This window comes from Pseudomonadota bacterium (assembly GCA_039815145.1).
Classification (GTDB): Bacteria; Pseudomonadota; Gammaproteobacteria; order Steroidobacterales; family JBCBZW01; genus JBCBZW01.
This window is the reverse complement of record JBCBZW010000016.1, coordinates 32852-55715: the sequence shown is the minus strand read 5'-3', so window position 1 is coordinate 55715 and position 22864 is coordinate 32852. Positions and strand designations below refer to the sequence as shown.

Annotated in this window: 17 protein-coding genes; 11 read left to right on the top strand and 6 right to left on the bottom strand. The window is 66.5% G+C overall.

Annotated elements, in window-relative coordinates; all coding sequences use genetic code 11:
- Position 1 precedes the first annotated feature (1 nt).
- A complete protein-coding gene (locus AAF184_06870; GenBank protein MEO0422039.1) occupies positions 2–658 on the bottom strand; it encodes a hypothetical protein in 657 nt (218 codons plus the stop codon).
- A gap of 218 nt (positions 659–876) precedes the next feature.
- Here AAF184_06870 and AAF184_06865 point away from each other — a divergent pair, with 218 nt between their 5' ends.
- Positions 877–2907 (top strand): EAL domain-containing protein, encoded by a 2031-nt coding sequence (locus AAF184_06865; GenBank protein MEO0422038.1) that lies wholly within the window; start codon positions 877–879, stop codon positions 2905–2907.
- Between the two features lie 27 nt (positions 2908–2934).
- On the opposite strand, the gene AAF184_06860 is transcribed toward AAF184_06865, so the two are convergent.
- On the bottom strand, positions 2935–4680 hold the full coding sequence (locus tag AAF184_06860; protein ID MEO0422037.1) for a diguanylate cyclase: 1746 nt from the start codon (positions 4678–4680) through the stop codon (positions 2935–2937).
- A gap of 223 nt (positions 4681–4903) precedes the next feature.
- On the opposite strand from AAF184_06860, the gene AAF184_06855 reads away from it, so the two are divergent.
- Both AAF184_06855 and AAF184_06850 read left to right on the top strand, forming a co-directional pair.
- Positions 4904–5185: a helix-turn-helix transcriptional regulator gene (locus AAF184_06855; GenBank protein ID MEO0422036.1), complete on the top strand. Its 282-nt coding sequence runs from the start codon at positions 4904–4906 to the stop codon at positions 5183–5185.
- Positions 5178–5696 carry a hypothetical protein gene (locus tag AAF184_06850; protein MEO0422035.1) on the top strand — a complete coding sequence of 173 codons (519 nt, stop codon included), beginning with the start codon at positions 5178–5180 and terminating at the stop codon, positions 5694–5696. Before AAF184_06855 ends, AAF184_06850 begins: the two co-directional genes overlap by 8 nt.
- Before the next feature lie 23 nt (positions 5697–5719).
- On the opposite strand, the gene AAF184_06845 is transcribed toward AAF184_06850, so the two are convergent.
- Complete coding sequence (locus AAF184_06845) at positions 5720–6535, bottom strand: AraC family transcriptional regulator (protein ID MEO0422034.1); 816 nt, start codon at positions 6533–6535, stop codon at positions 5720–5722.
- A 215-nt stretch (positions 6536–6750) separates the two neighbouring features.
- Between AAF184_06845 and AAF184_06840 the strand changes: the two genes are divergently transcribed.
- The 8 genes from AAF184_06840 (at position 6751) to AAF184_06805 (ending at position 19923) form a co-directional block, all read left to right on the top strand.
- Complete coding sequence (locus AAF184_06840; GenBank protein MEO0422033.1) at positions 6751–8934, top strand: alpha-galactosidase; 2184 nt, start codon at positions 6751–6753, stop codon at positions 8932–8934.
- A gap of 125 nt (positions 8935–9059) precedes the next feature.
- Positions 9060–10556, top strand: a complete 1497-nt coding sequence (glpD, locus tag AAF184_06835; GenBank protein MEO0422032.1) for a glycerol-3-phosphate dehydrogenase — start codon at positions 9060–9062, stop codon at positions 10554–10556.
- Positions 10557–10574: 18 nt separating this feature from the next.
- Positions 10575–11666: a galactose-1-phosphate uridylyltransferase gene (locus AAF184_06830; GenBank protein ID MEO0422031.1), complete on the top strand. Its 1092-nt coding sequence runs from the start codon at positions 10575–10577 to the stop codon at positions 11664–11666.
- Complete coding sequence (gene galK, locus AAF184_06825; GenBank protein ID MEO0422030.1) at positions 11663–12745, top strand: galactokinase; 1083 nt, start codon at positions 11663–11665, stop codon at positions 12743–12745. Before AAF184_06830 ends, galK begins: the two co-directional genes overlap by 4 nt.
- A gap of 193 nt (positions 12746–12938) precedes the next feature.
- Positions 12939–14426: a glycerol kinase GlpK gene (gene glpK, locus AAF184_06820; GenBank protein MEO0422029.1), complete on the top strand. Its 1488-nt coding sequence runs from the start codon at positions 12939–12941 to the stop codon at positions 14424–14426.
- Between the two features lie 176 nt (positions 14427–14602).
- Complete coding sequence (locus AAF184_06815; GenBank protein ID MEO0422028.1) at positions 14603–17413, top strand: TonB-dependent receptor; 2811 nt, start codon at positions 14603–14605, stop codon at positions 17411–17413.
- 84 nt (positions 17414–17497) lie between these two features.
- The gene (locus AAF184_06810; protein MEO0422027.1) at positions 17498–19111 is read left to right on the top strand and encodes a solute:sodium symporter family transporter; all 1614 of its coding nucleotides are present in this window, start codon (positions 17498–17500) and stop codon (positions 19109–19111) included.
- The gene (locus AAF184_06805) at positions 19093–19923 is read left to right on the top strand and encodes a phytanoyl-CoA dioxygenase family protein (protein ID MEO0422026.1); all 831 of its coding nucleotides are present in this window, start codon (positions 19093–19095) and stop codon (positions 19921–19923) included. Before AAF184_06810 ends, AAF184_06805 begins: the two co-directional genes overlap by 19 nt.
- Before the next feature lie 5 nt (positions 19924–19928).
- Here the strand turns inward: AAF184_06805 and AAF184_06800 are convergent, their stop codons facing one another.
- From AAF184_06800 to AAF184_06790, 3 genes are all read right to left on the bottom strand, one after another.
- The gene (locus AAF184_06800) at positions 19929–20429 is read right to left on the bottom strand and encodes a response regulator (protein ID MEO0422025.1); all 501 of its coding nucleotides are present in this window, start codon (positions 20427–20429) and stop codon (positions 19929–19931) included.
- 141 nt (positions 20430–20570) lie between these two features.
- The gene (locus tag AAF184_06795; protein MEO0422024.1) at positions 20571–21449 is read right to left on the bottom strand and encodes a sulfurtransferase; all 879 of its coding nucleotides are present in this window, start codon (positions 21447–21449) and stop codon (positions 20571–20573) included.
- On the bottom strand, positions 21446–22720 hold the full coding sequence (locus AAF184_06790; protein MEO0422023.1) for an OmpA family protein: 1275 nt from the start codon (positions 22718–22720) through the stop codon (positions 21446–21448). Before AAF184_06790 ends, AAF184_06795 begins: the two co-directional genes overlap by 4 nt.
- Between the last annotated feature and the right edge of the window lie 144 nt (positions 22721–22864).

The window sequence follows — 22864 nt, the reverse complement described above, 5'->3', positions numbered from 1 at the left end:
ATCAAGGCGTTTCTTGTCTGTCCTGGCGCTCGGTCGATACCAGGACGCGTTCGATGCTCTCGTGCGGCACCACGTCGACGCGGCTGTGCTCCGCGTCGTAGAGAAACAGGAAGGCGTTGCTGGCGCCGAGCATGACGCGCTCGCGCGGCTCACCGCCCATCTCGATCTGGATCACCTTGCCCTCTCCGGCCCGAATCGCATCGGCTTTCCAGCCGCCGTACCAGGTCACGAACACCCAGGCGTAGAGCAGCAATAACACACCGTCCGTCCACGGATTGGCCCACGAGCGCTCGGCGATGCGCTTGTAAGCGCGCAGGGGCCAGCTGCGCGGCTCGTGCTTGGCGAACCAGCGCCATTCCCAATGCTGGGCGGCCCTTGCCAGCCAGGTCACCAGCGCCCCGCCCAAGGCCATGGCCAGGGTGATAGGTTCGCGCAGCACGGCCATCAAGAAATCTGTGAGCTGGTAGTAGTTGACGACGTTGACGTTGAACTCGCGGTAGAACTCGAGGCTGAACATCAGACCGATCACCGACGCGGCGAGGTAGGCGACGGTGACGACCAGCGCTGGATGGTCGGCGAAGATCCGTCGCGCCGGATGGGGGCGTAGGAACGGGTTCTCAGGTGGCGTGGCGTGTTGGTCGTCGCGGGCACGGGTCACAGGTGGATTCCTGGGGGCGAGGTTCGCGTGCAGCTTGCCAGCGGGCGCCGTAGGGATCCAGGAACGGGTGGTGCACCGGATGGGCACGTTATGCGCAACGTGACCATGTGTGCTCGATTCGCGAGATTGTGAGGCGCTTCTTAGTGCGGGGGCTTTGCTCTCAAGGGGGCTCTATCGTCGCCGATGGGGTCTCTATAGCACGCGTCTGGGAACACCCTATGCAGTTGCCTCGCTGGTTCCGCCTGCCGGAACGGTTTCGGGCTTTCGGGGTCGGCTTCGGTCGATTGTCGCCCCTCTATCTCCTATGGATCCCGCTCGCCGCGTTGTTGGTCGCCAGCGTGCTGGTGGGGTTGCTGAAGACCCACCACGGCGTCAGCCTGCTGCAGGTGAACGCCCGCCAGCTAGACGCAGCCCTCGAACTGGAAGCGATCCTGCGCGCTCCGAGCGAGGCCGCCCTGCCTGCCTCGGAGCTGCGCGAGCGACTGATCGAACTGCGCCGAGCGCCCGTGGAGTGCGTGCGCAGCGTCGACGCCTCCAGCCGCTTCATCCTGCGCCTGGCCGGTAGCAAGGCGCTCACCGCCCACTGCCAGGACAACGCCCTGCGCGTCGAGCAGGCCCTGGCGACCCTGGATGCGCTGAGCGCTGAACGCCTCACCGAGGCCCAGGCGCGCGCCGCCCTGGTCGACACCACCGGTGAACTGGTGCCCACCGCCATGGCCTTCGACGCCATGATGACGCGTACGCTCTCGCTGCTGACCCGCACCACCAGCCTGGTGTTGCTGCTAGGCGCCGGCATCGTCGGTGCGTGCCTGGCGCTGCTCAGCACCTCGATCACCCGCTCCATGCGCGACATGGAGGAGACGGCCCAGGCCCTTGCGCGCAGCGAACAGCTGAGCAAGCAGCTGGCCCACATCGATTCGGTGACGGCCCTTCCCAACCGTACGCTCTATACGGAACGGCTCGATGCCGTCATCAAGCAGGCGACGTCGAGCGAGGGCGTGGGCTTTGCGGTGATGTTCTTCGATCTCGACGGGTTCAAGAACGTCAACGATGACCTGGGTCACGCGGCGGGTGATATCGTCCTCATGACCACGGCGATGCGCCTGGCGGCGCGCGTGCGCGGTGAGGACACGGTGGCACGCTTCGGCGGCGATGAGTTCGCCGCGGTGCTGACCGGGCTCGATGACCCCGAGCGCATCGACGCCGTCTGCCAGGACATGATCGAGCGGGTGGCCGAGTCCATCACCATCGACGGCCATCAGGTGGGCGTCACCACGAGCATCGGCGTCGCCGTGTACCCCGAGCATGGTACGGACGCCAGCACGCTCATGAAGAACGCCGACATCGCCATGTACGACGCGAAGGGGGCGGGCAAGAACCGCGTGCGGGTGTTCGATTCCACCCTCCAGGACCGCCTCACCGATCGCGTGCGCATCCAGCGTGACCTGCGCCAGGCGATCGAACAGGAGCAGCTCCAGGTCTACTTCCAGCCGGTGGTGAAGCTGCGCACGCAGCGGATCGAGAGCGCCGAGGCCCTCCTGCGTTGGACCCATCCCGAGCGCGGGCCGATTTCGCCGGTCGAGTTCATCCCCATCGCCGAGGAGACCGGGATGATCCTCGAGCTGGGCGAATGGGTGCTGCGCCAGGCCTGCCTGCAGTGCTTGGAATGGCAGCGCCGCGCCCGCAACGACAAGCTGCGCATCGCGGTGAACGTCTCCCCGCGTCAACTCGCCGAGCCCGACTTCTCGCAGCGAGTCGCGCGGGTGCTGGAGGAGACGGGCATGGCGGCGAGCGAGCTCGACCTCGAGATGACCGAAACCACCTTCATCGGCGAAGACGAGGCGTGCATCACCAACTTGAACGCCCTGGCGGAGCTCGGCGTGCGCCTACTGCTCGATGACTTCGGCACCGGCTACTCGTCCTTCAGCTACCTCTACGCCCTGCCCTTCAAGGTGCTGAAGATCGACCGATCGTTGATCCGCAACATCGAAGAAGAAGCGCGGCCCCTGGCGATCATCGCCTCCATCCTGTCCATGTCGCGGGCCCTTGGCATGAGCGTCATCGCCGAAGGGGTGGAGACCGAGGGTGCGCTCAACACCTTGCGCGGGCTCGGCTGCCAGGCGGCCCAGGGCTACCTGTTCCAGGCGCCGGTGAGTGCTGAGGCCTTCGACCCGCAGGCCAAGTTCGAGCGCGACGCCGACGGTGGGGCGGAACCTGACGCCGGCATCACCGCGACCGCGGCAGGCTGACGTAGTCCCTCTGAGCGAGCGATTCCCTTAGCTCGCACCCCCGACGGAGCGTAGGTGCTTCACGCTCGGTGCACCCGTGGCGCGGTCACGGCCTTGGCGCTTGGCGAGGTACAGGGCGTTGTCCGCCGATTCGAGCAGTCGTTCGCCGGAGTTGGGGGTGCACTGATCTGCCGTGGCGTAGCCGATGCTCACGGTGACGGTCCCCAGCGGTGACTCCTCGTGAGGCATGCGTTGGCGCGCGAGGGCGGCGCGGATTCGTTCGGCCACCTGGGCCGCCCCGTCGTAGGGCGTCTGCGGCAGGATCACCGCGAACTCCTCACCCCCGTAGCGGGCGACGATGTCCAGAGGCCGGGCGCAGCTTTCCTTGAGGATGGCGGCGATGCGGCGCAGGGCATCATCTCCGTCCAGGTGACCGTAGTGATCGTTGTAGCGCTTGAAGTAGTCCACATCGATCAGCAGCACGGAGAGAGGCGTCCGCTCCCGGCTGGCGACGGCCGTGGCTTGTGCGAGTCCCTCATCCATCGCCCGTCGATTGAGCACGCCGGTCAGACCGTCCTGGCGGCTCAGGGCCTCCAGGCGCGTGTTGGCCGCGACGAGGTCCGCCGTGCGCTCAGCGATCTGTGTCTCGCGCTCGCGAACCGTGTCCGCGAGTTGCAGCTGCAGCGTCTCGCCCCGTTCCACGGCTTCTCGCAGGGCCGTGTAGGAGCCGCGCAGGCGGGTGGTGACTTCCTTCAGGTGCAGGGCGATGCGCCGGATTTCGGGTGGGGCGACGCGTGGGGGATCGGGCACGTCGTCTCCGCGCTGCGGATCCAGACCCGATACCTCGTCGTCTAGCCAGGCCAGGGGGTGGGAGATGAACGCCGCAAGACCGATCGCGACGGCGATGGTCAGCAACAACGCTAGCCCCGCCCATAGCAGGGCGTAGCGGAACTCACCCCAGCGCTGGCTGGCGATGCGATCGCGCGGCAGGCGCATGAGCACGCGCCAGCCGTTGCCGGCCGGTGCGGCGGCGGTGATGTAGCCGCCGGGCCTCTCCAGGCCGTGCACATCGTTCACGGCCCAGCTGCCGTCGGAGATCTCCGTGAGCGGGCCGAAGCGCAGTCCCGACGATTGGTGAATCATCCGGTTGCGCTGATCGACCAGCATCGCTTCCAGGCCCGGGGGAAGCTCTTCGGCGGCGAAGAGGCCTTCGAACTCATCGAGGATGAGTGATCCCTCGACGATGCCGCCGAATCGCCCATCGCTGAGCAGGATCGGCGCACTCACCGCCACGATCAATGCTTGCACGTCGGTGCCACGGCCCAGAAACACCTCGGACACGAAGGACTGCCCCGTCGCCCTGGCCACTTGGAAGTAGTTCCGGTCGCTGACGTTGTCTGCTGCCGTGATCTTCCATTCCACGGGCGTGCCAGCGTCGCGGATCGTAGAGGCCAGGATGTTGGCCTGCGGGTCCGTCGTGAGCGTGGTGTTGAAGTCCGCGTAGGTGCGGTGGAAAACGAGCAGGTCCCGCAGGCGGTCGTCGTCACCGGTTTCGACGGCGCGGGCCACGCTGTGCGCCAGCTGCGTGATCGCCAGTCGATGCTCCGCGATGAAGGTATCCACGGAGCGGCCGAGGAACGACCCGAGCCTCACCATTCGCTCCGATGATCGTTCGGCTCGTTGTTCCGCCCCGCGGTCGGCGAGGAGGTAGGAGAGGGTGATCGCTGGGATCACCGCCACCATACACATGGCGGTGATCAGCCACGTGCGTAAGGAAGTCTTCGATAGCAGCATCGTTCGATGACAAATCCACCCCGGTCAGCTCTAGGCTAAACACCGTGGGGGGGGCCTTACCGAGGTCGGGTTCACCCGTTCCAGTCTCCGTCCCCAGTGCTAGGTCTCAGTGCGGCAATCGCCTGACGCTCGCCGCCACGCTCTTCAACTTCCGTCCGCAGGTAATTCAGATTAAGTTCAAAATTAATTGACAAGAAAATAGCACTAATAGTACAAATAATGCATGGCAAGAACACGAAAGAGTGATGAACCGCCGGTGTACAACCGCCTCCCTGCGTTGCGCGCCGAGCGTGGACTCAGCCGGCAGCAGGTGGCGGATGCGGTGGGCGTCCACTACCAGACGATCGGTTACCTCGAGCGTGGCGAGTACAAGCCCAGCCTGGTGCTGGCCCTGCGCATTGCGGCGCTGTTCTCCCTGCCGGTGGAGGCGATCTTCTCCTTAGAGCCCCTCGCCCCGATGAGCGAGCAGCTCTATTCGTCGAACAGGAAGGCAACTCATGACTAAACAACAACCCACGGCGCAGGAACTGCGCCGAGAGATGCTGCAGCGGGTGGAACAGATGGCCGAGCGCGAGTTCGCCGACACGCGTTTCGACTGGTTGCGCAGCCTGCCTCGCCGCCGCGCCCTGGTGGTGGTCTGCTACACGACGCTCGTGCTCTACGGTATCGGCGTGTTCGGCGGGTTTGCGGTGCTGACCCTGGTCTCGCTGATCGCCTATATGGCGACCCTCTGGCTGCTGCGCTTGGCGGTCCGCTCCGCGGTCGACCTGCCGGAGGAGGTGGTGGACGAACGCATGCGCGCGGTGCGCGGCGTGACCTATCGTGAGGCCTTTATCGGCACCATGGTACTGATGAGTGCGTACCTAATGGTCTATATCGGTAATGCGCTGCTTGCAAAGCAGGGCGTCTTCGCGCCGATCACCGCCGATCAACTCCACGAGCTGGCCTTCGTGATGTTCTTCGCCGCGTTGGCTCTGCCGGGCGCCCTGTACGCCTGGCGGGAGCGCCATGTCTGATCGGCACCGTCGGTGGTCGGGGCTCAGTTGCGCAGGGAGATGCGGGCCCGGTACTCCCGTGGGGACCAGCCGATCGTTTTGCTGAATTGCTTGCTGAAGTGGTACTCGTCGCAGAAGCCGAGTTCCGCCGCGATATGGCTCAAGGTCTTGCTGCGATCGGACAGCATGCGACACGCGGACTCCATCAGCATGGCCGTGCGATAGCGCCCGGGGGAGAGGCCTGAGAGCTTCTTGAACTTTTTGCGGAACACCTCGTAGTGCACGTTCATCGCGGCCGCGGCCACCTTGGGGTCCGAGTACTCCTCGATGTTGCGCTTCGCTTCGGCCAGCCACATGAGCCGACCCTCGGCATCCTCACGGGTGGCGCGCTGGATCTCCGCCAGTAACTCCTGCAGGCGAATGGCCTCGCGCATCATCTCATCGGCATCGTCGCCATGGGCCTCGCCGATCGCTTGCTTGATGCGTCCCAGCCAGTAGTCGGTCGGCGCGAGGTGGATCACCGGTCGGGAGCGATCGAAGCAGCCCTGCTCGAGCCATAGATCGAAGGCGGGGCCCTCGAAGACGAGGTAGAGCTCATCCCAGGTCTCCCCGCGCGGCGGGCCGTACCAGTGTTCGAGGCCCGGCAGCACCACGATCGCGTTGCCCGCCTCCACCTCGGCGCGGTTGCCGAGGGCGTCGCGGTAGGCGCCGCGACCGCGCACCACGTACACCAAGGTGAAGTGGGGCAGGGTGCGTTTGGGCGTGAGCACGCCGGCCCCCTGCTTGACGAAGCAGGCGATGCGGATGCCGCCGAGGGGCGACACGGCGATGCTGCGTTTGAAAAAAGTGCTCTCTTCCAAGGGTGAGGCCCTCCCATCCTCACGAAGCACACCAAAAAACACATCTTCCGTCCAAATCCAACCTTCCCCTCGCCGATCCCAGCGATGATGCTGGTGGATAAGACATTGGATTACTGCGTCTGGGCCGGCCAAGCTCGCGGCGGTAACCTGGCGCTGGTCAAGAATAGAAACGCATGGCGGAAGAATGCTCGACACCGAGCCCTGGTGAGGCCGATATGACCTTGCATCGGGCAGCGCCCGCGCCCGTGGAAGATGCTGCGGGCGATCGCTTCACGCGCTTGCGCAGTGACGCCGTGGAGCTGATCCTGGACACCAGCCCCGGCGGGCGGCCCTACATCGTCTACTGGGGCCAGGCCCTTCAGCACAGCACGCCCGAGGAGCTGGCGCTCCTGTCCGTGCGCCAATGGACCGTGGGCGGACCTGCCGTCGATGTGCAGTCCTCCCTGTCCAACGAGCTCGGCACCGGCCTCTCCGGACCGGCCGGTTTCGTGGCCCATCGGGCCAGCGAGGACTGGGCAGCGATCCTGCGCATCGTGCGCGTGATTCAGCCCACGCCCCATGAAGCGCAGATCTACTGCGAAGACGCCAACACGCAGCTCGGCGCCGTCTACTCCTTGAGTCTCGATCCCGAGAGCCACGTACTGAGCGCAAGCACGCGCATCATCAACCGCGGCGAGAAGCCGCTCACGATCGATTGGTGCGCCTCCATCTGCATGCCCCTCGATCGGCGACTCATCCGCCTGCTCGCCTTCACCGGGCGCTGGGCGCAGGAGTTTCAGAGCCAGGAGGTGGCGGCCTTCCGCGGCAGCTACGTACGCGAGAATCGCAGCGGGCGCACCAGCCACGACAACTTCCCGGGCCTGATTGCCATGGCTGAGTTCACCAGCGAGAAGGCGGGTCCCGCGGCGGGGTTCCACCTGGGCTGGAGCGGCAACAACCGGGTGCGCGTCGATCGCCACGGCGACGGTCGGGCCTTCGCGCAGATGGGGGAGCTGTTCTACCCCGGTGAGATGGAGTTGCGTCAGGGCGAGGAGTACGAGACGCCGCCGGTCTACGCCGCCTGGAGCCACGATGGCCTGAACGCCCTGTCCCAACGCTTCCACCGTCACCTGGTGCACCAGGTGATGGACGGTCGCGCGCGTCGCAAGCCCCGGCCGGTGCACTTCAATACCTGGGAGGCGATCTACTTCGATCACTCGCCGGCGCGCCTGCTGAGCCTGGCGGCGCGGGCCGCGAGTCTCGGCGCGGAACGCTTCGTGCTGGACGACGGCTGGTTCGGCGGCCGTCGCGACGAGCGCTCGGGCCTCGGTGACTGGTGGGTCTCGCGCGAGGTGTATCCGGATGGCCTAGGACCGCTGGTCAAGCGCGTGCGCGAGCTCGGCATGGAGTTCGGCATCTGGTTCGAGCCCGAGATGGTCAATCCGGACAGCGATCTTTACCGTGCCCATCCGGACTGGATCCTGGAGGCCAACGGGGTGGAGCAAGTGCCGTTCCGCGACCAGTACACCCTGGACCTCACCAAACCGGCGGTCTTCGACTACCTCTTCGGCTGCATCTCCCGCGTGGTGCAGGAGTACGGCGTGTCCTACGTGAAGTGGGACATGAACCGGGACATCCATCACCCGGGCAGCGCCGGGCGCGGGGCGATCCACCGCCAGACCCACGCGGTGTATTCGCTCATCGCCAAGTTGCGCGCCGCGCATCCGTCGCTGGAGATCGAGAGTTGCTCCTCGGGCGGTGGGCGAGCCGACTACGGGGTACTGCGTTGCGCCGATCGCCTCTGGCCGTCGGACAGCAACGACGCTGGCGATCGCCAGCAGATCCAGCGCGGCGCCAGCTACTTCTTCCCGACCAGCGTGATCGGCACCCACGTGGGGCCCCGTACCTGTCACATCACCCGCCGCGTCTACAGCATGGAGTACCGCGCAGGCACGGCGCTCTTCGGCCACATGGGCATCGAGCTCGATCCGGACCAGGAGAGCGAGGAAGACCTCGAGACCCTGCGCAAGGCCGTGGCCCTCTACAAGCAGCACCGTCAGTTGATCCACGAGGGGGATTTCGCCCGCCTGGATTCATCCGACTACCTCAACGTGATCGGCGTGGTCGCCCGCGACAAATCGGCGGCCCTGTTCTCTTGCGCCAAGACCGACGGGCACAGCACCACGCTGCCCGGGCGCTTCCGCTTCGCCGGCCTCGATCCCGCCCGTCGCTACCGCATGCGCGTGGTCTGGCCGACGGCTAACGTGTCGGTGACGTCCCCCTCCATCGTGGATGCGGCCAGGCTGCTCGAGGAGGGCGCCGTGTTCTCCGGCGAGTCGCTGCTGGTGCACGGCGTGCAATTGCCACTGATGCACCCGGATACCTGTCTTGTGTATCACTTCGAAGCCGAGGGCGGCTGAGCGCGACCTACGCCCTGGTGCCTTGGCCCAGAAAGCACAAGTCTGTGCCAAAGGGCTAATTGGATTGTCCGCTGCAAGCGCTAGCCTGCTTGCTTCTACAGCGACTCGAGAGGGTTGACGAGGGGATGCACACTACAGACCTGCTGGTGATCGGCGGCGGCATCAACGGCGCGGGCATCGCCCGCGACGCGGCCGGGCGTGGCCTAGGCGTCCTGTTATGTGAGAAGGACGACCTCGCCAATCACACCTCCTCGGCCAGCACCAAGCTCATCCACGGCGGCCTTCGCTACCTGGAGCAGTACGAGTTCCGCCTGGTGCGCGAAGCCCTGCGCGAGCGCGAAGTGTTGCTTGCGAGCGCGCCCCACATCATCTGGCCCCTGCGCTTCGTGCTGCCGCATGAGAAGAGCATGCGCCCTGCCTGGCTGCTGCGCTTGGGCCTGTTTCTCTACGATCACCTCGGTGGCCGTCGCGAGCTGCCGGGCACGGGTCGGGTCGATCTGACGGCCGCGCCCTATGGGGGCGTGCTCAAGCCCGAGTTCACCTTCGGTTTCGAGTACTCGGACTGCTGGGTCGACGATGCCCGCCTGGTCGTGCTCAATGCCCAGGCCGCCGCCGAACTCGGCGCCGACGTGCGCACGCGCACGGCCTGCGTTGGCCTCGCGCGCGAGGGCGATGGCTGGCTGGCCACGCTCAAGCAGGAAAACGGCGCCACCTTCCAGGTGCGGGCGCGTGCTGTGGTCAACGCCGCCGGCCCGTGGGTGGCAGACGTGCTCGCCCTGTCGGCGCCGACAGCGCAACGCCATGCGGTGCGTCTGGTGAAGGGCAGTCACGTGGTGGTGCCCAAGCTCTTCGACGGCGATCACTGCTACATTTTCCAAAACGGCGACGGCCGGGTGGTGTTCGCCATTCCCTACGAGGAGACGTTCACCCTGGTGGGCACGACGGACCTCACCTACGAGGGCGAGCGCAACCACATCGCGATCGCACCCGAGGAGGTCGACTACATCTGTCGCGCCGCCAGTGAGTACTTCGCCAAACCCCTGTCAGCGGACGACGTGGTGTGGAGCTACTCGGGCGTTAGGCCCTTGTACGACGACAACGCCGAGAGCGATTCCGAGGTCACCCGTGAGTACGTGTTCGATCTGCAGGGCAAGGGCGCCGAGGCGCCGCTACTGTCGATTTTCGGTGGCAAGATCACCACCTATAGGCGTCTGGCGGAGCAGGCCATCGCCAAGCTCGCGCCCTGGTTCCCCGACGCGCGCGAACCCTGGACCGAGCAGGCGCCCCTGCCCGGTGGCGAGGGCCTCGCCATCGATATGGGCGTCTTCTACGAGGAGCAGCGTGCGGCGCGCCCCTGGATTCCGCCGGCGCTCCTGCGGCGTTGGGTTCGCCTGTACGGATCTTGCCTAGGGAAAATGCTCGGTGGCGCGGCACGCCTGGACGATCTCGGTGTGCACTTCGGCGAGGGGTTGTACGAGCGCGAGGTCTCCTACCTCATCGAAACCGAGTTCGCGCGCAGCGCCGAGGACGTGCTCTGGCGTCGGACGAAGTTGGGCCTTCGCCTCGACTCACAGGCGGTGCAGCATCTGGAGCATTGGCTACGCCAGCGGCAGGCAGCGTAACGCCGCAGGAAGGGAAGCTTGAGTAACGCAGACACGCGCAGCACCCTCGCGCAGACGATCGGTGGCGCGCCGGTGCATCGACGCACTCACCGCCGCGTGGATGGGCGCAACGTGCATCTATACGGCTACGCGCCTCACGTGGGCGTGCCAGCGCCGCAGCCGCCAGAAGAGCTCGCGCGCGGCGCGGAGTTGCGCCTCCATCCCCTGCGTGGGGAATGGAACGTGTACGCCGCGCACCGCCAGCACCGCACCTTCAAGCCCTCCACGGCGGACAACCCTCTCGCGCCTACCGCCCCTGGTGGACCGGTCACGGAGATCCCCTTCGAGACCTTCGAGCTGGCCGTGTTCGAGAATCGTTTCACGAGCTTTCACCCCGAGGCGCCGATGCCGCCGGAGCGCCCCGCGGTGCGCGCTGTGCCCGCGCATGGCCTGTGCGAAGTGGTGGTGTACGGCACCGAGCCCACGGGCAATCTGCACGCGATAGGGCAGGCGCGACGACGCCTGCTGCTGGCGGCGTGGATCGATCGCTACGAGGCCCTGTTCGCCACGGGCTGCGAGTTCGTGTTGCCCTTCGAAAACCGTGGCGATGCGGTGGGCGTGACCCTGCCCCATCCCCACGGTCAGGTGTACGGCTTCGCGCAGACGCCGCGCATGAGCCAGCTCGCCGCAAGTGCCTTCGCGGAAGGCTACGACCTCGCGTCCGCGCGGGCCCAGACCGCGGCCACCTATGAAGTGTACTCGCTGGATGGCGTGAGTGCCTGGTGCCCGCCCTACGCGCGCTTCCCCTATGAAACATGGGTGTTGCCGCAACGGCGGGTCGCAGGCCCCTGGGAGTTGAACGAGCAGGAGCTGGATGCCTTTGCGGCACTGCTCGGCGACATGACGGCTCGCTACGACGCCCTGTTCGGCGAGCCCACGCCGTACATGATGGCCCTGCACGCCGCGCCCAAGGGGCAGGAGGCGACCTACCATTTCACCGCCCAGTTCTATCCCATTTTGCGCGCGCCCGGCAGGCTGAAGTACCTCGCCTCGGTGGAGCAACACACGGGGGTGTTCACCGTGGACGTGATGCCGGAGCAGGCGGCGGCGGCCTTGAGGGCCCTGGCATGAGTGCTCGCGATGTGGAGCAGGGCTTCGTCGAGCTCTTTGAGACGCCGTCAGTGGTCATCGGGCAGGCGCCGGGTCGGGTCAACCTGATCGGTGAACACACGGACTACAACGGCGGCATGGTGCTACCGGCCGCCTTGCCCCTGAGCTTGCAGGTGGCGTTGGCGCCGCGCTCGGACGATGCCCTCTACATCGCTAGCGAACAGCACGCGGGCATCACCGTGCGCGCCTTTGGCGAGGCGCCCACCGGGCATTGGTCTGATCATCTGATCGGCGCCCTGCAGGCGGCCCGCGAGGCAGGCTTGGTGAGCGGTGGCTTGCACGTGCGGGTGACCTCCAGCTTGCCCCAGGGCAGTGGCCTGTCCTCGTCTGCGGCGTTGATCGTGGCCACGCTGCGCGCCGCCCGCCAGCTGGCCGGGAAGCCCACGGCAATGAGCGATCTCGCTCTCGCCCAGTTGGCGCGTAAGGTGGAGAACGACTACCTCGCCATCCCCTGCGGCATCATGGATCAGATGGCCGTGGCACTCGGCGAGGTCGGCAAAGCGATGCTCCTGGATACGGATACCCTCGACTACGAGCTACTCCCGCTGCCGCAGGAGGTCGCCGTGTGCGTGGTGCACTCGGGGGTCACGCGCCGGCTCGGGGACGGTCGCTACGGGGAGCGCAAGCGCGAGTGTGACCGCGCGGGCCTGGAGTTCGGTACCGCGAGTCTATGCGCGCTGGATCCGCGCGAGGTGGAAGCTGCCCGGGGGATCAACGCCATCAGCCGACGGCGAGCCCGCCACTGTGCGACCGAGCATCGTCGCGTGATTGCGGCGGGACACGCGCTGCGTCGCGCCGACATGGACGCCTTGGGTGAGCTCATGCGCTACTCTCACCTGTCCATGCGCGATGACTTCGAGATGTCCCTGCCCATCATCGATGCCCTGGTGGAAGATGCCGAAGCCCTGGGCGCCATCGGCGCGCGCTTGACCGGTGGTGGCTTCGGCGGTTGCATCGTCGCCCTGCTGCCCCGGGTGGAACGAGATCGTTGGTACAGCCAACTACTCGAGCGGCACCCGCAGGCCTACGCGGTCATCTAGTGTCCTGTCATGTTGGTTCGTTGAAGAATACGCACGGGGCGTTTTGTTCCTGAGTGCGGCGCGACGACGAGCGTGGCAGGCCCCACGGGAGGAGGAGCAACGTGCTCAGGGGCAAAAAGCACCCGCGTATTGTTCAACGAACTAACATGACAGGACACTAGGCGCCACCCACAACGGCTAGGAGAGCACCCCGATGAGCGAGCTGATCGTCGCGATCGACCAAGGCACCACCAGTTCGCGTACCACCGTGTACGGCCTCGACGGCGAGGTGATCGCCCTCGCGCAGCAGGAGTTTCCCCAGCACTACCCAGCGTCCGGTTGGGTCGAGCACGATCCTGAGGAGCTGTGGGCGAGCGTCGTCACCACCTTGCGCGACGCCGTGGCCAAGGCGCAGGCGAAGCGCCGACCGGGCCATGTCGCAGCCGTCGGCATCACCAACCAGCGCGAGACCGTCGTGCTCTGGGACCGGGCCACCGGCGCGCCCTTGCACCGGGCCATCGTGTGGCAGGATCGGCGCACGGCGCAGCGCTGCGATGCGTTGCGGGCGCAGGGCCTAGCGCCCTTGATCACTGATCGCACGGGCTTGCAGCTCGATCCCTATTTCTCCGCGACCAAGATCGCCTGGATCCTCGATCAGGTGCCGGGCGCCCGCGAGCGTGCTGCGCGCGGGGAGTTGGCGGCAGGCACGATCGACTGTTACCTGATCTGGCGCCTGACCGGCGGCAAGTCCCACGCCACGGACGTGACCAACGCCTCGCGCACGAGCCTCTACGACATCGACGGAGGCTGCTGGGACGAGGAGCTGGCGCAGGCCTTCGACGTGCCCCTCTCCGTGCTGCCCGATGTGCACGAGAGCGTCGCCCAGTTCGGACGTATCGACGCGCAGGTGCTCGCCGGCGATATCCCCATCCTCGGCGTGGCTGGCGATCAGCAGGCCGCCTCGATCGGCCAGGGTTGCGTCGCGCCGGGCCCCGTCAAGAGCACCTACGGCACCGGCTGCTTCATGTTGGCCAACACCGGCGAGACGCGCTTGCGTGCGGACAACGGACTGCTCGCCACCATCGCCTACGCCGTTCAGGGACGCACCACCTACGCCCTCGAAGGTTCGATCTTCAGTGCAGGGTCGGTGGTGCAATGGCTACGCGATGCGCTCGGCATCATCGCCCACGCGGGTGAGACCGAGGCGTTGGCCGCCTCGTTGGAGAGTAACGACGGCGTGATCCTGGTGCCCGCCTTCAACGGCCTTGGCGCGCCCTATTGGGATCCGCACGCCCGCGCCGCCGTGCACGGCTTGAGTCGCGGCGCGGGGCGCGCCCACTTCGCGCGGGCGGCCCTCGAGTCCATCGCCTACCAGACCGATGATCTGCTGCAGGCCTTCCGCGGCGCTGGTGTGGAACCCTCGGCACTGAACGTCGACGGTGGCCTCACCGCCAACGCATGGTGCATGCAGTTCACCGCGGACGTCACGGACGTGGCCGTGCGGCGGCCGGTGAACACGGAGACCACGTCCCTCGGCGCCGCCTGCTTGGCGATGATCGGTCACGGCGCCCTGGACGACGTCACGCAGGTGAGTCGCTTGTGGCAGCTCGATCGCGTGTTCGACCCGTCCTTCGATGCACCGCGACGGGACCAACTGCTCGACGCTTGGCGCGCGGCCGTCGCACGCACGCGTTCCGCCTAGGGCGGGCTCCGCCCCGGTCCCTAGCCCAAATAACACATGACCGAACCATCGAGCCCATGGCCAGGGTTATCGAATCGATGACATTTTTCCCTGGACAAGAACCCGTGCACCGCGTTGGGGCGTCTGCGCTTAGGCGTGTGACGAGCGAGTGCACGCTGGCTCCGAGGAGGGAATAGATGAGCAAGCTCAATGCATGGCTGACCGGCGGTGTAAGCGCAGCCGTAGCGCTGTGGGGTAGTGGCGCTGCAGCACAGATCGAGGAAGTGGTGGCCACGGGTATCCGCGGGTCATTGGAACGCGCCGTCGATGTGAAGGAGAACGCAGGCAGCATCGTCGATGCGATCTCCGCCGAAGACATCGCGGACTTCCCCGATACCAACGTAGCGGAATCATTAGCGCGCATCACCGGTGTGGCAATCACCCGAACCCGCGGCGGTGAGGGCCAGTTCGTCACCGTGCGTGGCTTGGGCGAAGAGTTCAACGCGGTCACCTACAACGGCCGCTTGCTGGCGACCGAGAACAACGGTCGTGAGTTCTCCTTCGACGTGATCGCCTCGGAGCTGATCTCCGGCGCCGAAGTCTACAAGAGCTCCGAAGCCCGCCTCGGCGACGGCAGCCTCGGCGGCCGGGTCAACATCCGCTCCGCCAAGCCTCTCTCGCGCCCGGGCTTCCATGCTACGGGATCGGTCAGTGGCCAGTACGAAGGCCTCGACGAGTCCACGGGCCTGCGCGCCACGGGCGTCGTGTCCAACACCTGGGCCGACGATACCTTCGGCGTGATCGCGTCGATTTCCTACCAGCAGCGCGACGCGCGCACGGACATCGCCGAGAGCACGTTCCTGATCCCGGACGTGTTGGTCGACGCTAACGGCCTGGTCAACGGCGGCCTCGACCCCGATGGCGACGGCTTCAACGACGACACGGGCGCCGCCATCACCAACCGAGATGCGCGCTTCAACGGTTTCGCGCCCTCCGTGGCCTTGACCGATCGTCGCCGCATCGGCGGTACCGTGGCCTTCCAGTGGACGCCGTCGGACCAGACGGAAGTCGTGGTCGACGCCCTCTACACCAACTTCGAGAGCCCCGGTCAGCTGTTCGGCTACTCCTACTTCCCGAGCGCCTTCGACGGCTCCTTCACCGGCACCAACGCGGTGGTGAACGAGTTCAACCAGGTGGTGGCGCACGAGATCCAGGCCTTCGCCCTCGACCTGGTGTCTCGTGAGACCGAAGGTGAGGCCGAGACCATCGCGGTGGGCGCGAACATCGAGCACTACTTCAACGATCGTTGGAGCATCAACCTCGATGCGGCCTACTCGAACGCGGAAGGCAACCGCGACAACTTCGGCTCGGCCAGCGGCTCCGGCACCTTCTTCGTGCTCGGCTACCCGAACAACGCCCAGTTCACCTTCGACGCCAACGGCCGGCTCACGCCGAACGCCACCTTCACGGCGCAGAACCTGCCCACCGACACCACCAACACGTCGATCGAGAACCTGACCGCCGACGACATCCGCCTGCACTTCGCCCGTCGCGATACGGTCGAGGTGGAGGATGAGATCATCTCCCTGCGCGCGGACTCGAAGCTCGAGTTCGGCGATGCCGACGTGCTGCGCTTCGGCGTCGACTTCGTCGGCCGCGAGAAATCCAACACGGCCTTCAACAACCTCGCGAACCAGTGTCGCCTGTGCGGCTACGCCACGCCGGTGGCGCAGAACTCGCCGCAACTCGTGCCGACCCTGCTGCAGACCTTCGACGACAGCTTCCTGAGCACGGCGGACGGCAACTTCCCGCGCGTCTTCCCGTTCTTCACCACCGGAGACCTGGAGCAGGCCTACGCCGACTCGGGCAACGCGGACGCGCTCATCGCCACCTTCGACCCCTCGGCCTCGAGCGTGGTGGAGGAGAACGTGTGGGGCACCTACTTCCAGTTCGACTTCGACGGGGAGCTCGGTCGCATTCCGTTCATGGCTAACTTCGGCACACGTTTCGCGTACACCTCGCTCACCTCGACCGGTTCCGCCGGTAGCCTCGGCTCCATCGTGAGCTCCACCCTGGTGCGTGACCCGAACGGCATGACCACCTCGAACCAGGAGTTCGAGTTCGCCGCCGGCGGTGATGTGTCGATCGACAACGACTACTTCGACGTCTTGCCGTCCTTTAACATCAACTTCGATGTGACCGACAACTACAAGTTGCGCTTGGCGGCGTCGCGTTCCCTGTCGCGCCCTACGCTGACGGACCTGTCCACCTTCTTCTCCGTCACCAGCTTCAACCCTGGCGGTGAGCAGGTGCAGTCCGCCAACCCGGAGCTGGAGGCGATCCGGGCCAACAACTTCGATCTGTCCATCGAGCGCTATGGCGACGGCGGCACCTACTTCGCCGTGGCCGCGTTCTACAAGGACATCTCGGACTTCGTCACCAACCGCGTGGTGGAGCAGACCATCACCGTGCCCCAGGTGATCCGCGAGAACGATGGCTCGATCACCGACAACGGCATCCAGGACATCAACTTCTTGGTGTTCGCCCCGCAGAACGGCGACTCCGCCGAGGTGTACGGCCTGGAGCTGGCCGCCCAGTACCTGTCGAACGCTGGCTTCGGTGTGTCCGGTAACGTGACCTTCGCCGACAGCACGGCGACCACCGACGGCGTCAGCTCGCAGCTGGAGAACATCTCGGACGTGTCGGCCAACGGCGCCGTGTTCTACGAGAACTACGGCTTCCAGGCGCGCCTGTCGGTGAACTACCGCAGCGACTACCTGATCGGTCAGACGGTGGAGGGCGGTCTGAACGAGTTCGCCGATGACTTCACCCAGGTCGATCTGTCCATGTCCTACCAGTTCAACGACACGCTCACCGTGTTCCTCGAAGGCATCAACATCTTCAATGAAGAGGTGATCCGCATCTCCGAGTTCGCCAACTCCGGTTTCCTCGAGTCCTTCGAGGAGAACGGTGCCCGTTGGGTGCTTGGCGTACGCGGCGGATTCTGATTAGGCTCCCACATCCCGTTTGTCTTCGTCGTTGTGGGCGGGATCGGGTCAGCCGGTCCCGCCCCTTTTTTGGGTAGCTGAGCGATGAACCTGGTCTCTGCCATCACCTTCCTGGCGTTTACGGCGCTGGTCGCCTTCGCCTCCTGGTGGCTCACGCGCGATGAGAAGCTCGATACCACCGAGGGCTATTTCCTCGGCGGTCGGCACCTGGGCTGGTTCCTCGTCGGCGGCTCCCTGTTCCTCTCCAACATCTCGGCCATCGCCATCATCGGCGAGACCGAGAGCGCCTACCTGATCAACATGTCCATCATGATGTTCGGGTTTGCGTCGATCTTCGCCATGGTGCTGGTGGCGGAGTTCATGCTGCCGATCTACCTGCGCTTCGGCGTGACTACAACGCCCGAGTTCCTCGGCCTGCGTTTCGGGCCCGACCTTCGCCGCTGGATCGCCACCCTGCTGATCATCTCCTACGTGATCAACCTGATGCCGCCCGTGCTCTACACCGGCGCCGTCGTCTTCAACGGCATGTTCAACGTGGATGGCTTGCTCGGCATCTCCGAGTGGGCTGCGATCTGGGTGTTGGTGTGGGCCATCGGACTGGTGGGCAGCGCCTACGCGATCTTCGGCGGCTTGAAGGCCGTTGCCGCGTCCGACGCACTGAACGGCGTGGGGCTCGTGTTCGGGGGGCTGCTGGTGCCGTACTTCGGCCTCACCTTCATCGGCGATGGCAGCCTGGCGGCGGGCTGGGAACGCATCATCACCGAGCGACCCGACCACCTGAACTCCCTCGGCAAGGCGACCGATCCGGTGCCCTGGCCCACCCTGTTCACGGGCATGATCCTGGTCAACCTCAACTACTGGGGCGCGGAGCAGTACATCCTCCAGCGCACCCTCGGGTCGCGTAACCTCGCGTCCGGGCAGAAGGGCATGATGTTCGGCGCGCTGCTCAAGTTCATCGCGCCGGCCATCACCGTATTCCCCGGGGTGATCGCGGTGGTGGCCTTGCCCGCGATCAGCAACTCCGCGGAGGCCTACCCGCAGCTCGTGGCACAGGTGATGCCGCCATACCTGATCGGTTTCATCGCTGCCATCATGTTCGGTGCGTCGCTCACCACCTTCAACTCGGGCCTCAACAGCACGAGTACGATCGCCGTGCTCAACGTGTACAAGCCCTATGCGGAGAATCGCGGCAAGGAGGTGTCGGAGCAGCGCCTGATTCACCTCGGCAAGGGTACGCAGGTGGTGCTGGCCATGATTGCGATGACCATCGCGCCCTTCATTGCGCTCGCCAGCGACGGCTTCTACGAGTACTTCCAGCGCGTCGCAGGCTTCTTCAGCATCCCCATCTTCACGATCGTCTTCGTAGGGCTCGTGACCAAGCGAGTGCCGGCCCTGGGTGCCAAAGTGGCGCTCGTGTTCTACCTCGTGTGCTACGGCTACACGCAGCTGGTGAACAACTTCGGCCTGCATTTCCTGCACATCGCCGCCATCCTCTTCGTCCTGTCGAGCAGCATCATGTTGCTCTTCGGCCGCTTCGCCCCGATGGATGAGGCCTTCGAGCGCCCGACGACGCCCGCCGTGGACCTGACCCCCTGGCGCCAGCGTTGGCCTGCGTACGCGCTCAGTATCATCGCCATGCTCGCGGTGATCTTCTGGCTGTCGCCCTTCGGGGTGGCCGAATGGGGCACAGCGAAGTGAACGTCGGCGCCGGCGAGATCAGCGCTGCTGAGATCGCCACCTTCGAAGGCCAGGGTTACCTCGTGGTGCGCGAGTTCCTGACCCGCGATATCGCCGAGCGCATGCGTGCACTGCTGGCCGCCGATCGGGCCGTCTCGGCAAACGCTTACGAGCGCCTGGATAGCAGCGGCCGACGCAGCCGTGTGACCCTCTGGTACACCCCCGGGAACGATGTATTCGGCCGCTTGTCCTGCTCGTCACGGATGCTGGCCACGCTAGCGACACTGCTCGGCGGTCCGGTGAGCTTCTTCCACGCCAAGCTGATGCAGAAGGAGGCCAGGCAGGGCGGCGCCTGGGAATGGCATCAGGACTACGGCTACTGGTACGACGACGGCTTTCTTACCGACGCCATGGCCAGCTGCTACGTGGCCTTGGACGCGGCGACGCGCGACAACGGCGCGCTAGAGGTGATTCCCGCCTCCCATCGCTTCGGACGCTTGCGCCACCGCACGGTGGGCGAGCAGCGCGGGGCGGACATAGGGCGCGTGCAGGCGCTACGCGATCGCCTGGGCGTGCGGTGCTGCGAACTCGCGCCGGGCGACGCCCTGTTCTTCCACGCGAGCCTGTTGCACAGCTCGCCGCCTAACCTGTCGGATCGCTCGCGCTGGGGGTTGATTTCCAGCTTCTTCCGCACGGACAACGTCTCCATCCTCGAGGATCCACGCTTCCATCCCAAGCAGACCGCCGTGGTGCCGCACGACGCGATCATGGCGGGCGGGACGTCGCTGAGCCTCGAGGGTGGTGATTTTCTCGCGCAGCCGGACGGCCCGTAGGGCCGCTAGTGATGCTCGTTGGCGCTGGTGCGCGGCAGGCACGCCTCGCGCAGCCAGAACTCCTCGAGGCGCGTGGTGAAGCGGGCCAACTCCTCGGGTGAGTTCGGCTTCACGGCATAGGCGTTAGCGAGCAGGTCGTAGCAGGCGTTGACGTCCGCCGCCTCGCCCGAGGTGGAGAGCACGATGGCGGGAATTCCCCGCAGGGTGCGGTCGGCCTTCAGGGCGCGTAGCAGTTCCTTACCGTCCATGCGCGGCATATTGAGATCGAGCACGATCAGGCTCGGCTGGGGATGGGAGCGCAGGTACGACAGGGCTTCCTCCCCATCGCCGGCGCAGTCGATCTGGCAGTCCTGGCGGTCGGCGAAGCCGCGCCGAAACAGCTCACGGTCGAACTTGTCGTCCTCCACTAGGAGGATGACGTGCTTCTCCTCGCCCAGCATCACCGGGTGCCCGTCCGTGCGCGGCCGATGACGGTCGATAAGCGCGTCCGCGGGTTGACGACACACGGGCGCGAGCCGACGGCCGCGGCGCACCGGGTCGGTGGGAATAGATTCTGCATCGGGCCAGTCTACGTCGTGGTGTTGCGGGGGCCAGCACGCAGGTCTCGATTCGCAGGAGCCGATACCGGTGGGCGGTAGCTTCGAGAACTAGGTCGCCCCCGTGGCGACGGGACGTGCCGGATCGCGGATCCACTCGCTCCAAGAGCCAGCGTAGAGCCGGCCGGGGGGCAGGCCGGCCGCCGCCATGGCGAGGAGCAGGTGGCAGGCGGTTACGCCTGAGCCGCACATGGCCACGAATTGCGTCGGTGCGCGGTCGCCGAGCAAGCCCAGATAGCGTTGACGAAGCTCGTCGGCGGCGAGAAAGCGCCCATCCGCGGCCAGGTTTTGGTCGAAGGGATGGTTGATCGCCCCGGGCACATGGCCGGCAACCGGGTCGATCGGTTCCACCTCGCCGGCGAAGCGCGGCGCAGCGCGGGCGTCCGTGAGCAGCACCTCGCCTTCGGTAAGGGCTTGCTGGAGCGCGTCCACCTCTACGTGCATCGTGTCATCGGCGTTCGGTTCGAAGCGCGCCTGTGCGGTGCGCGTCGCTGGGGGGCCGTGCTCCAGGGGCAGGGCCTGGGCCTGCCAATGAGCCAGTCCACCATCCAGCACGGCCACGGCATCGTGCCCGAGCCAACGCAGCAACCACCAGCAGCGGGCCGCGAAGGCACCGCTCCCGCTGTCGTAGACCACCACCTGGGTGCCCGGATCGCCGCTCGCCACACCCCAGGTGCCTAGCGTTTTCGCAAGCGCTTGCGGGTCGGGCAGGGGATGGCGCCCGCTGTCTGCGCGGATGCTGCTGGCGAGGTGGCGATCCAAGTCGGCGTAGTCGGCGCCGGGCAGGTGTGCCTCGAGGTAGGCCTCATGGCCGGCTGCCGGATTGGTCAGGTCGAAGCGTGCGTCCAGCACCACCGGCGGTGCGTCGCTGGCGATGGCCTGCGCCAGGGAGGTTGCGTCCACCAGGGCGGTCCACGGGGGTGTGGTCATCGGCTCTGCTCCCGCGGGTCGATGCGCACTTCGATGCGCCGGTTGCGCGCTCGACCGCTCGCCGACTCATTGCTGGCCACCGGGCGCGCCTCGCCCTCGCCCCGGGACGTCATGCGACTGGGGGCCATCCCCGTGCGCGCGAGCAGTGCCTCGCGCACGCTGGCGGCACGTTCCTGAGAGACGCGGAGGTTGGTGGCGGCATCCCCCGAGCTGTCCGTATGGCCCTCCACCACCACGGTGCTGGCGGGAAACAGGCGAATGGCCTGCGCCACCTTGTCCAGCAGCGGCGCCGCATCGCTGCCGACCTCCGTGCCGCCCACGGCGAAGGCGAAGCCGGTCAGGCGCAGGACGAAGACCTCGCCTTCGCGCAGCAGCTCGGCTTCCTGCGCGGTGAACAGGTCGCGTAAGGACTGCAGGCGTTCTCGGGCGCGCTCCTGGCGAGCGAGCGCTCGCGCCATGTCGTTGCGATCGCGGGCGATGTCGTCCAGCTCGCTGTCGGTTTGCGCCAGGCGCGTCTGCAGCTCCCGGATGACGGCGTTTCGTGTGTCCAACTCCGCATCCAGCTCGGCCAGGCGCCGTCCGCGTCGCTGCACGCTGGCGATGAGCTGCTCGGTCAACGCCGCGGGATCCCCAGCGAGGGCAGGGGGCAGCGGCTGCGCCCCGTCACCGAGCGCTTCTCTTAGGGGCGTCAGGGCTTCGGCCCACGCCAGGAGCACCGCTTCGGCGGAGGACTCGCCGGCCGTGGAGAGCGAGCGCAGCGTGGTTGCCAGCACCTGCGCGCGGGCCAGATCGGTCATGGCGAGATCGGCGAGCGCCTGCGCGCGCTGGGGTTGGTCAGGGGCCTCATCGAGGGCCACTTCGGCCTCGCGCAGGGTGCGCTGGACGCGGCCCAGCAGGAGTGGTGTGCGCCGTGCCAGGTCGCTGCGCTCCGCCTCGCGCAGGGCGTTGCGTGCCTCCGCCAACAGCACCGACTTCAGGGCTGCCGCGTGCGCCACGCGGTACTCCGAGACGGCTGTCGCCGCGCGTTCTTCCACGCTTCCCTTGCGCCCGCGTTCGAGATCGCCGAGCAGGCGATCCAGCGTGCGCTCGGCGCGTCGCCACTGGCTGTCCGCGTAGAGTGCCGCGTCCGCATCCATCGCGCCCTGGCGAGCGGTGGCCACGGGTGACAGGAGCTGCGCGTGTTCCGGTACGCTCAGGAGGGTGCCGAGGCGAAGGTCCTCCTGGGCCAGGCTGGCGGCGCTGCACGCTAGCAGCAACAGCAACAGCAGCATCGGGTGCGGCGCAGGGCGACACGTTGCCGCGCGGAGGCTGGCGGCAGGCGGTGATGTGGGCATGATCGGGCCGTTACTCTCGGCGTTTGGGGGAGCAGAGGCTCACCTTAGGCAGGCGTTCCAGGCCGTGCAAGTGAAGTGTTA

Excerpts from the sequence above, each read along its gene's own strand:
- AAF184_06865 (MEO0422038.1), top strand. The coding sequence starts at position 877 with ATGCAGTTGCCTCGCTGGTTCCGCCTGCCGGAACGGTTTCGGGCTTTC.
- AAF184_06860 (MEO0422037.1), bottom strand. The coding sequence starts at position 4,680 with ATGCTGCTATCGAAGACTTCCTTACGCACGTGGCTGATCACCGCCATG.
- AAF184_06855 (MEO0422036.1), top strand. The coding sequence starts at position 4,904 with ATGGCAAGAACACGAAAGAGTGATGAACCGCCGGTGTACAACCGCCTC.
- AAF184_06850 (MEO0422035.1), top strand. The coding sequence starts at position 5,178 with ATGACTAAACAACAACCCACGGCGCAGGAACTGCGCCGAGAGATGCTG.
- AAF184_06840 (MEO0422033.1), top strand. The coding sequence starts at position 6,751 with ATGACCTTGCATCGGGCAGCGCCCGCGCCCGTGGAAGATGCTGCGGGC.
- glpD (MEO0422032.1), top strand. The coding sequence starts at position 9,060 with ATGCACACTACAGACCTGCTGGTGATCGGCGGCGGCATCAACGGCGCG.
- galK (MEO0422030.1), top strand. The coding sequence starts at position 11,663 with ATGAGTGCTCGCGATGTGGAGCAGGGCTTCGTCGAGCTCTTTGAGACG.
- glpK (MEO0422029.1), top strand. The coding sequence starts at position 12,939 with ATGAGCGAGCTGATCGTCGCGATCGACCAAGGCACCACCAGTTCGCGT.
- AAF184_06815 (MEO0422028.1), top strand. The coding sequence starts at position 14,603 with ATGAGCAAGCTCAATGCATGGCTGACCGGCGGTGTAAGCGCAGCCGTA.
- AAF184_06810 (MEO0422027.1), top strand. The coding sequence starts at position 17,498 with ATGAACCTGGTCTCTGCCATCACCTTCCTGGCGTTTACGGCGCTGGTC.
- AAF184_06805 (MEO0422026.1), top strand. The coding sequence starts at position 19,093 with ATGGGGCACAGCGAAGTGAACGTCGGCGCCGGCGAGATCAGCGCTGCT.
- AAF184_06795 (MEO0422024.1), bottom strand. The coding sequence starts at position 21,449 with ATGACCACACCCCCGTGGACCGCCCTGGTGGACGCAACCTCCCTGGCG.
- AAF184_06790 (MEO0422023.1), bottom strand. The coding sequence starts at position 22,720 with ATGCTGCTGTTGCTGTTGCTGCTAGCGTGCAGCGCCGCCAGCCTGGCC.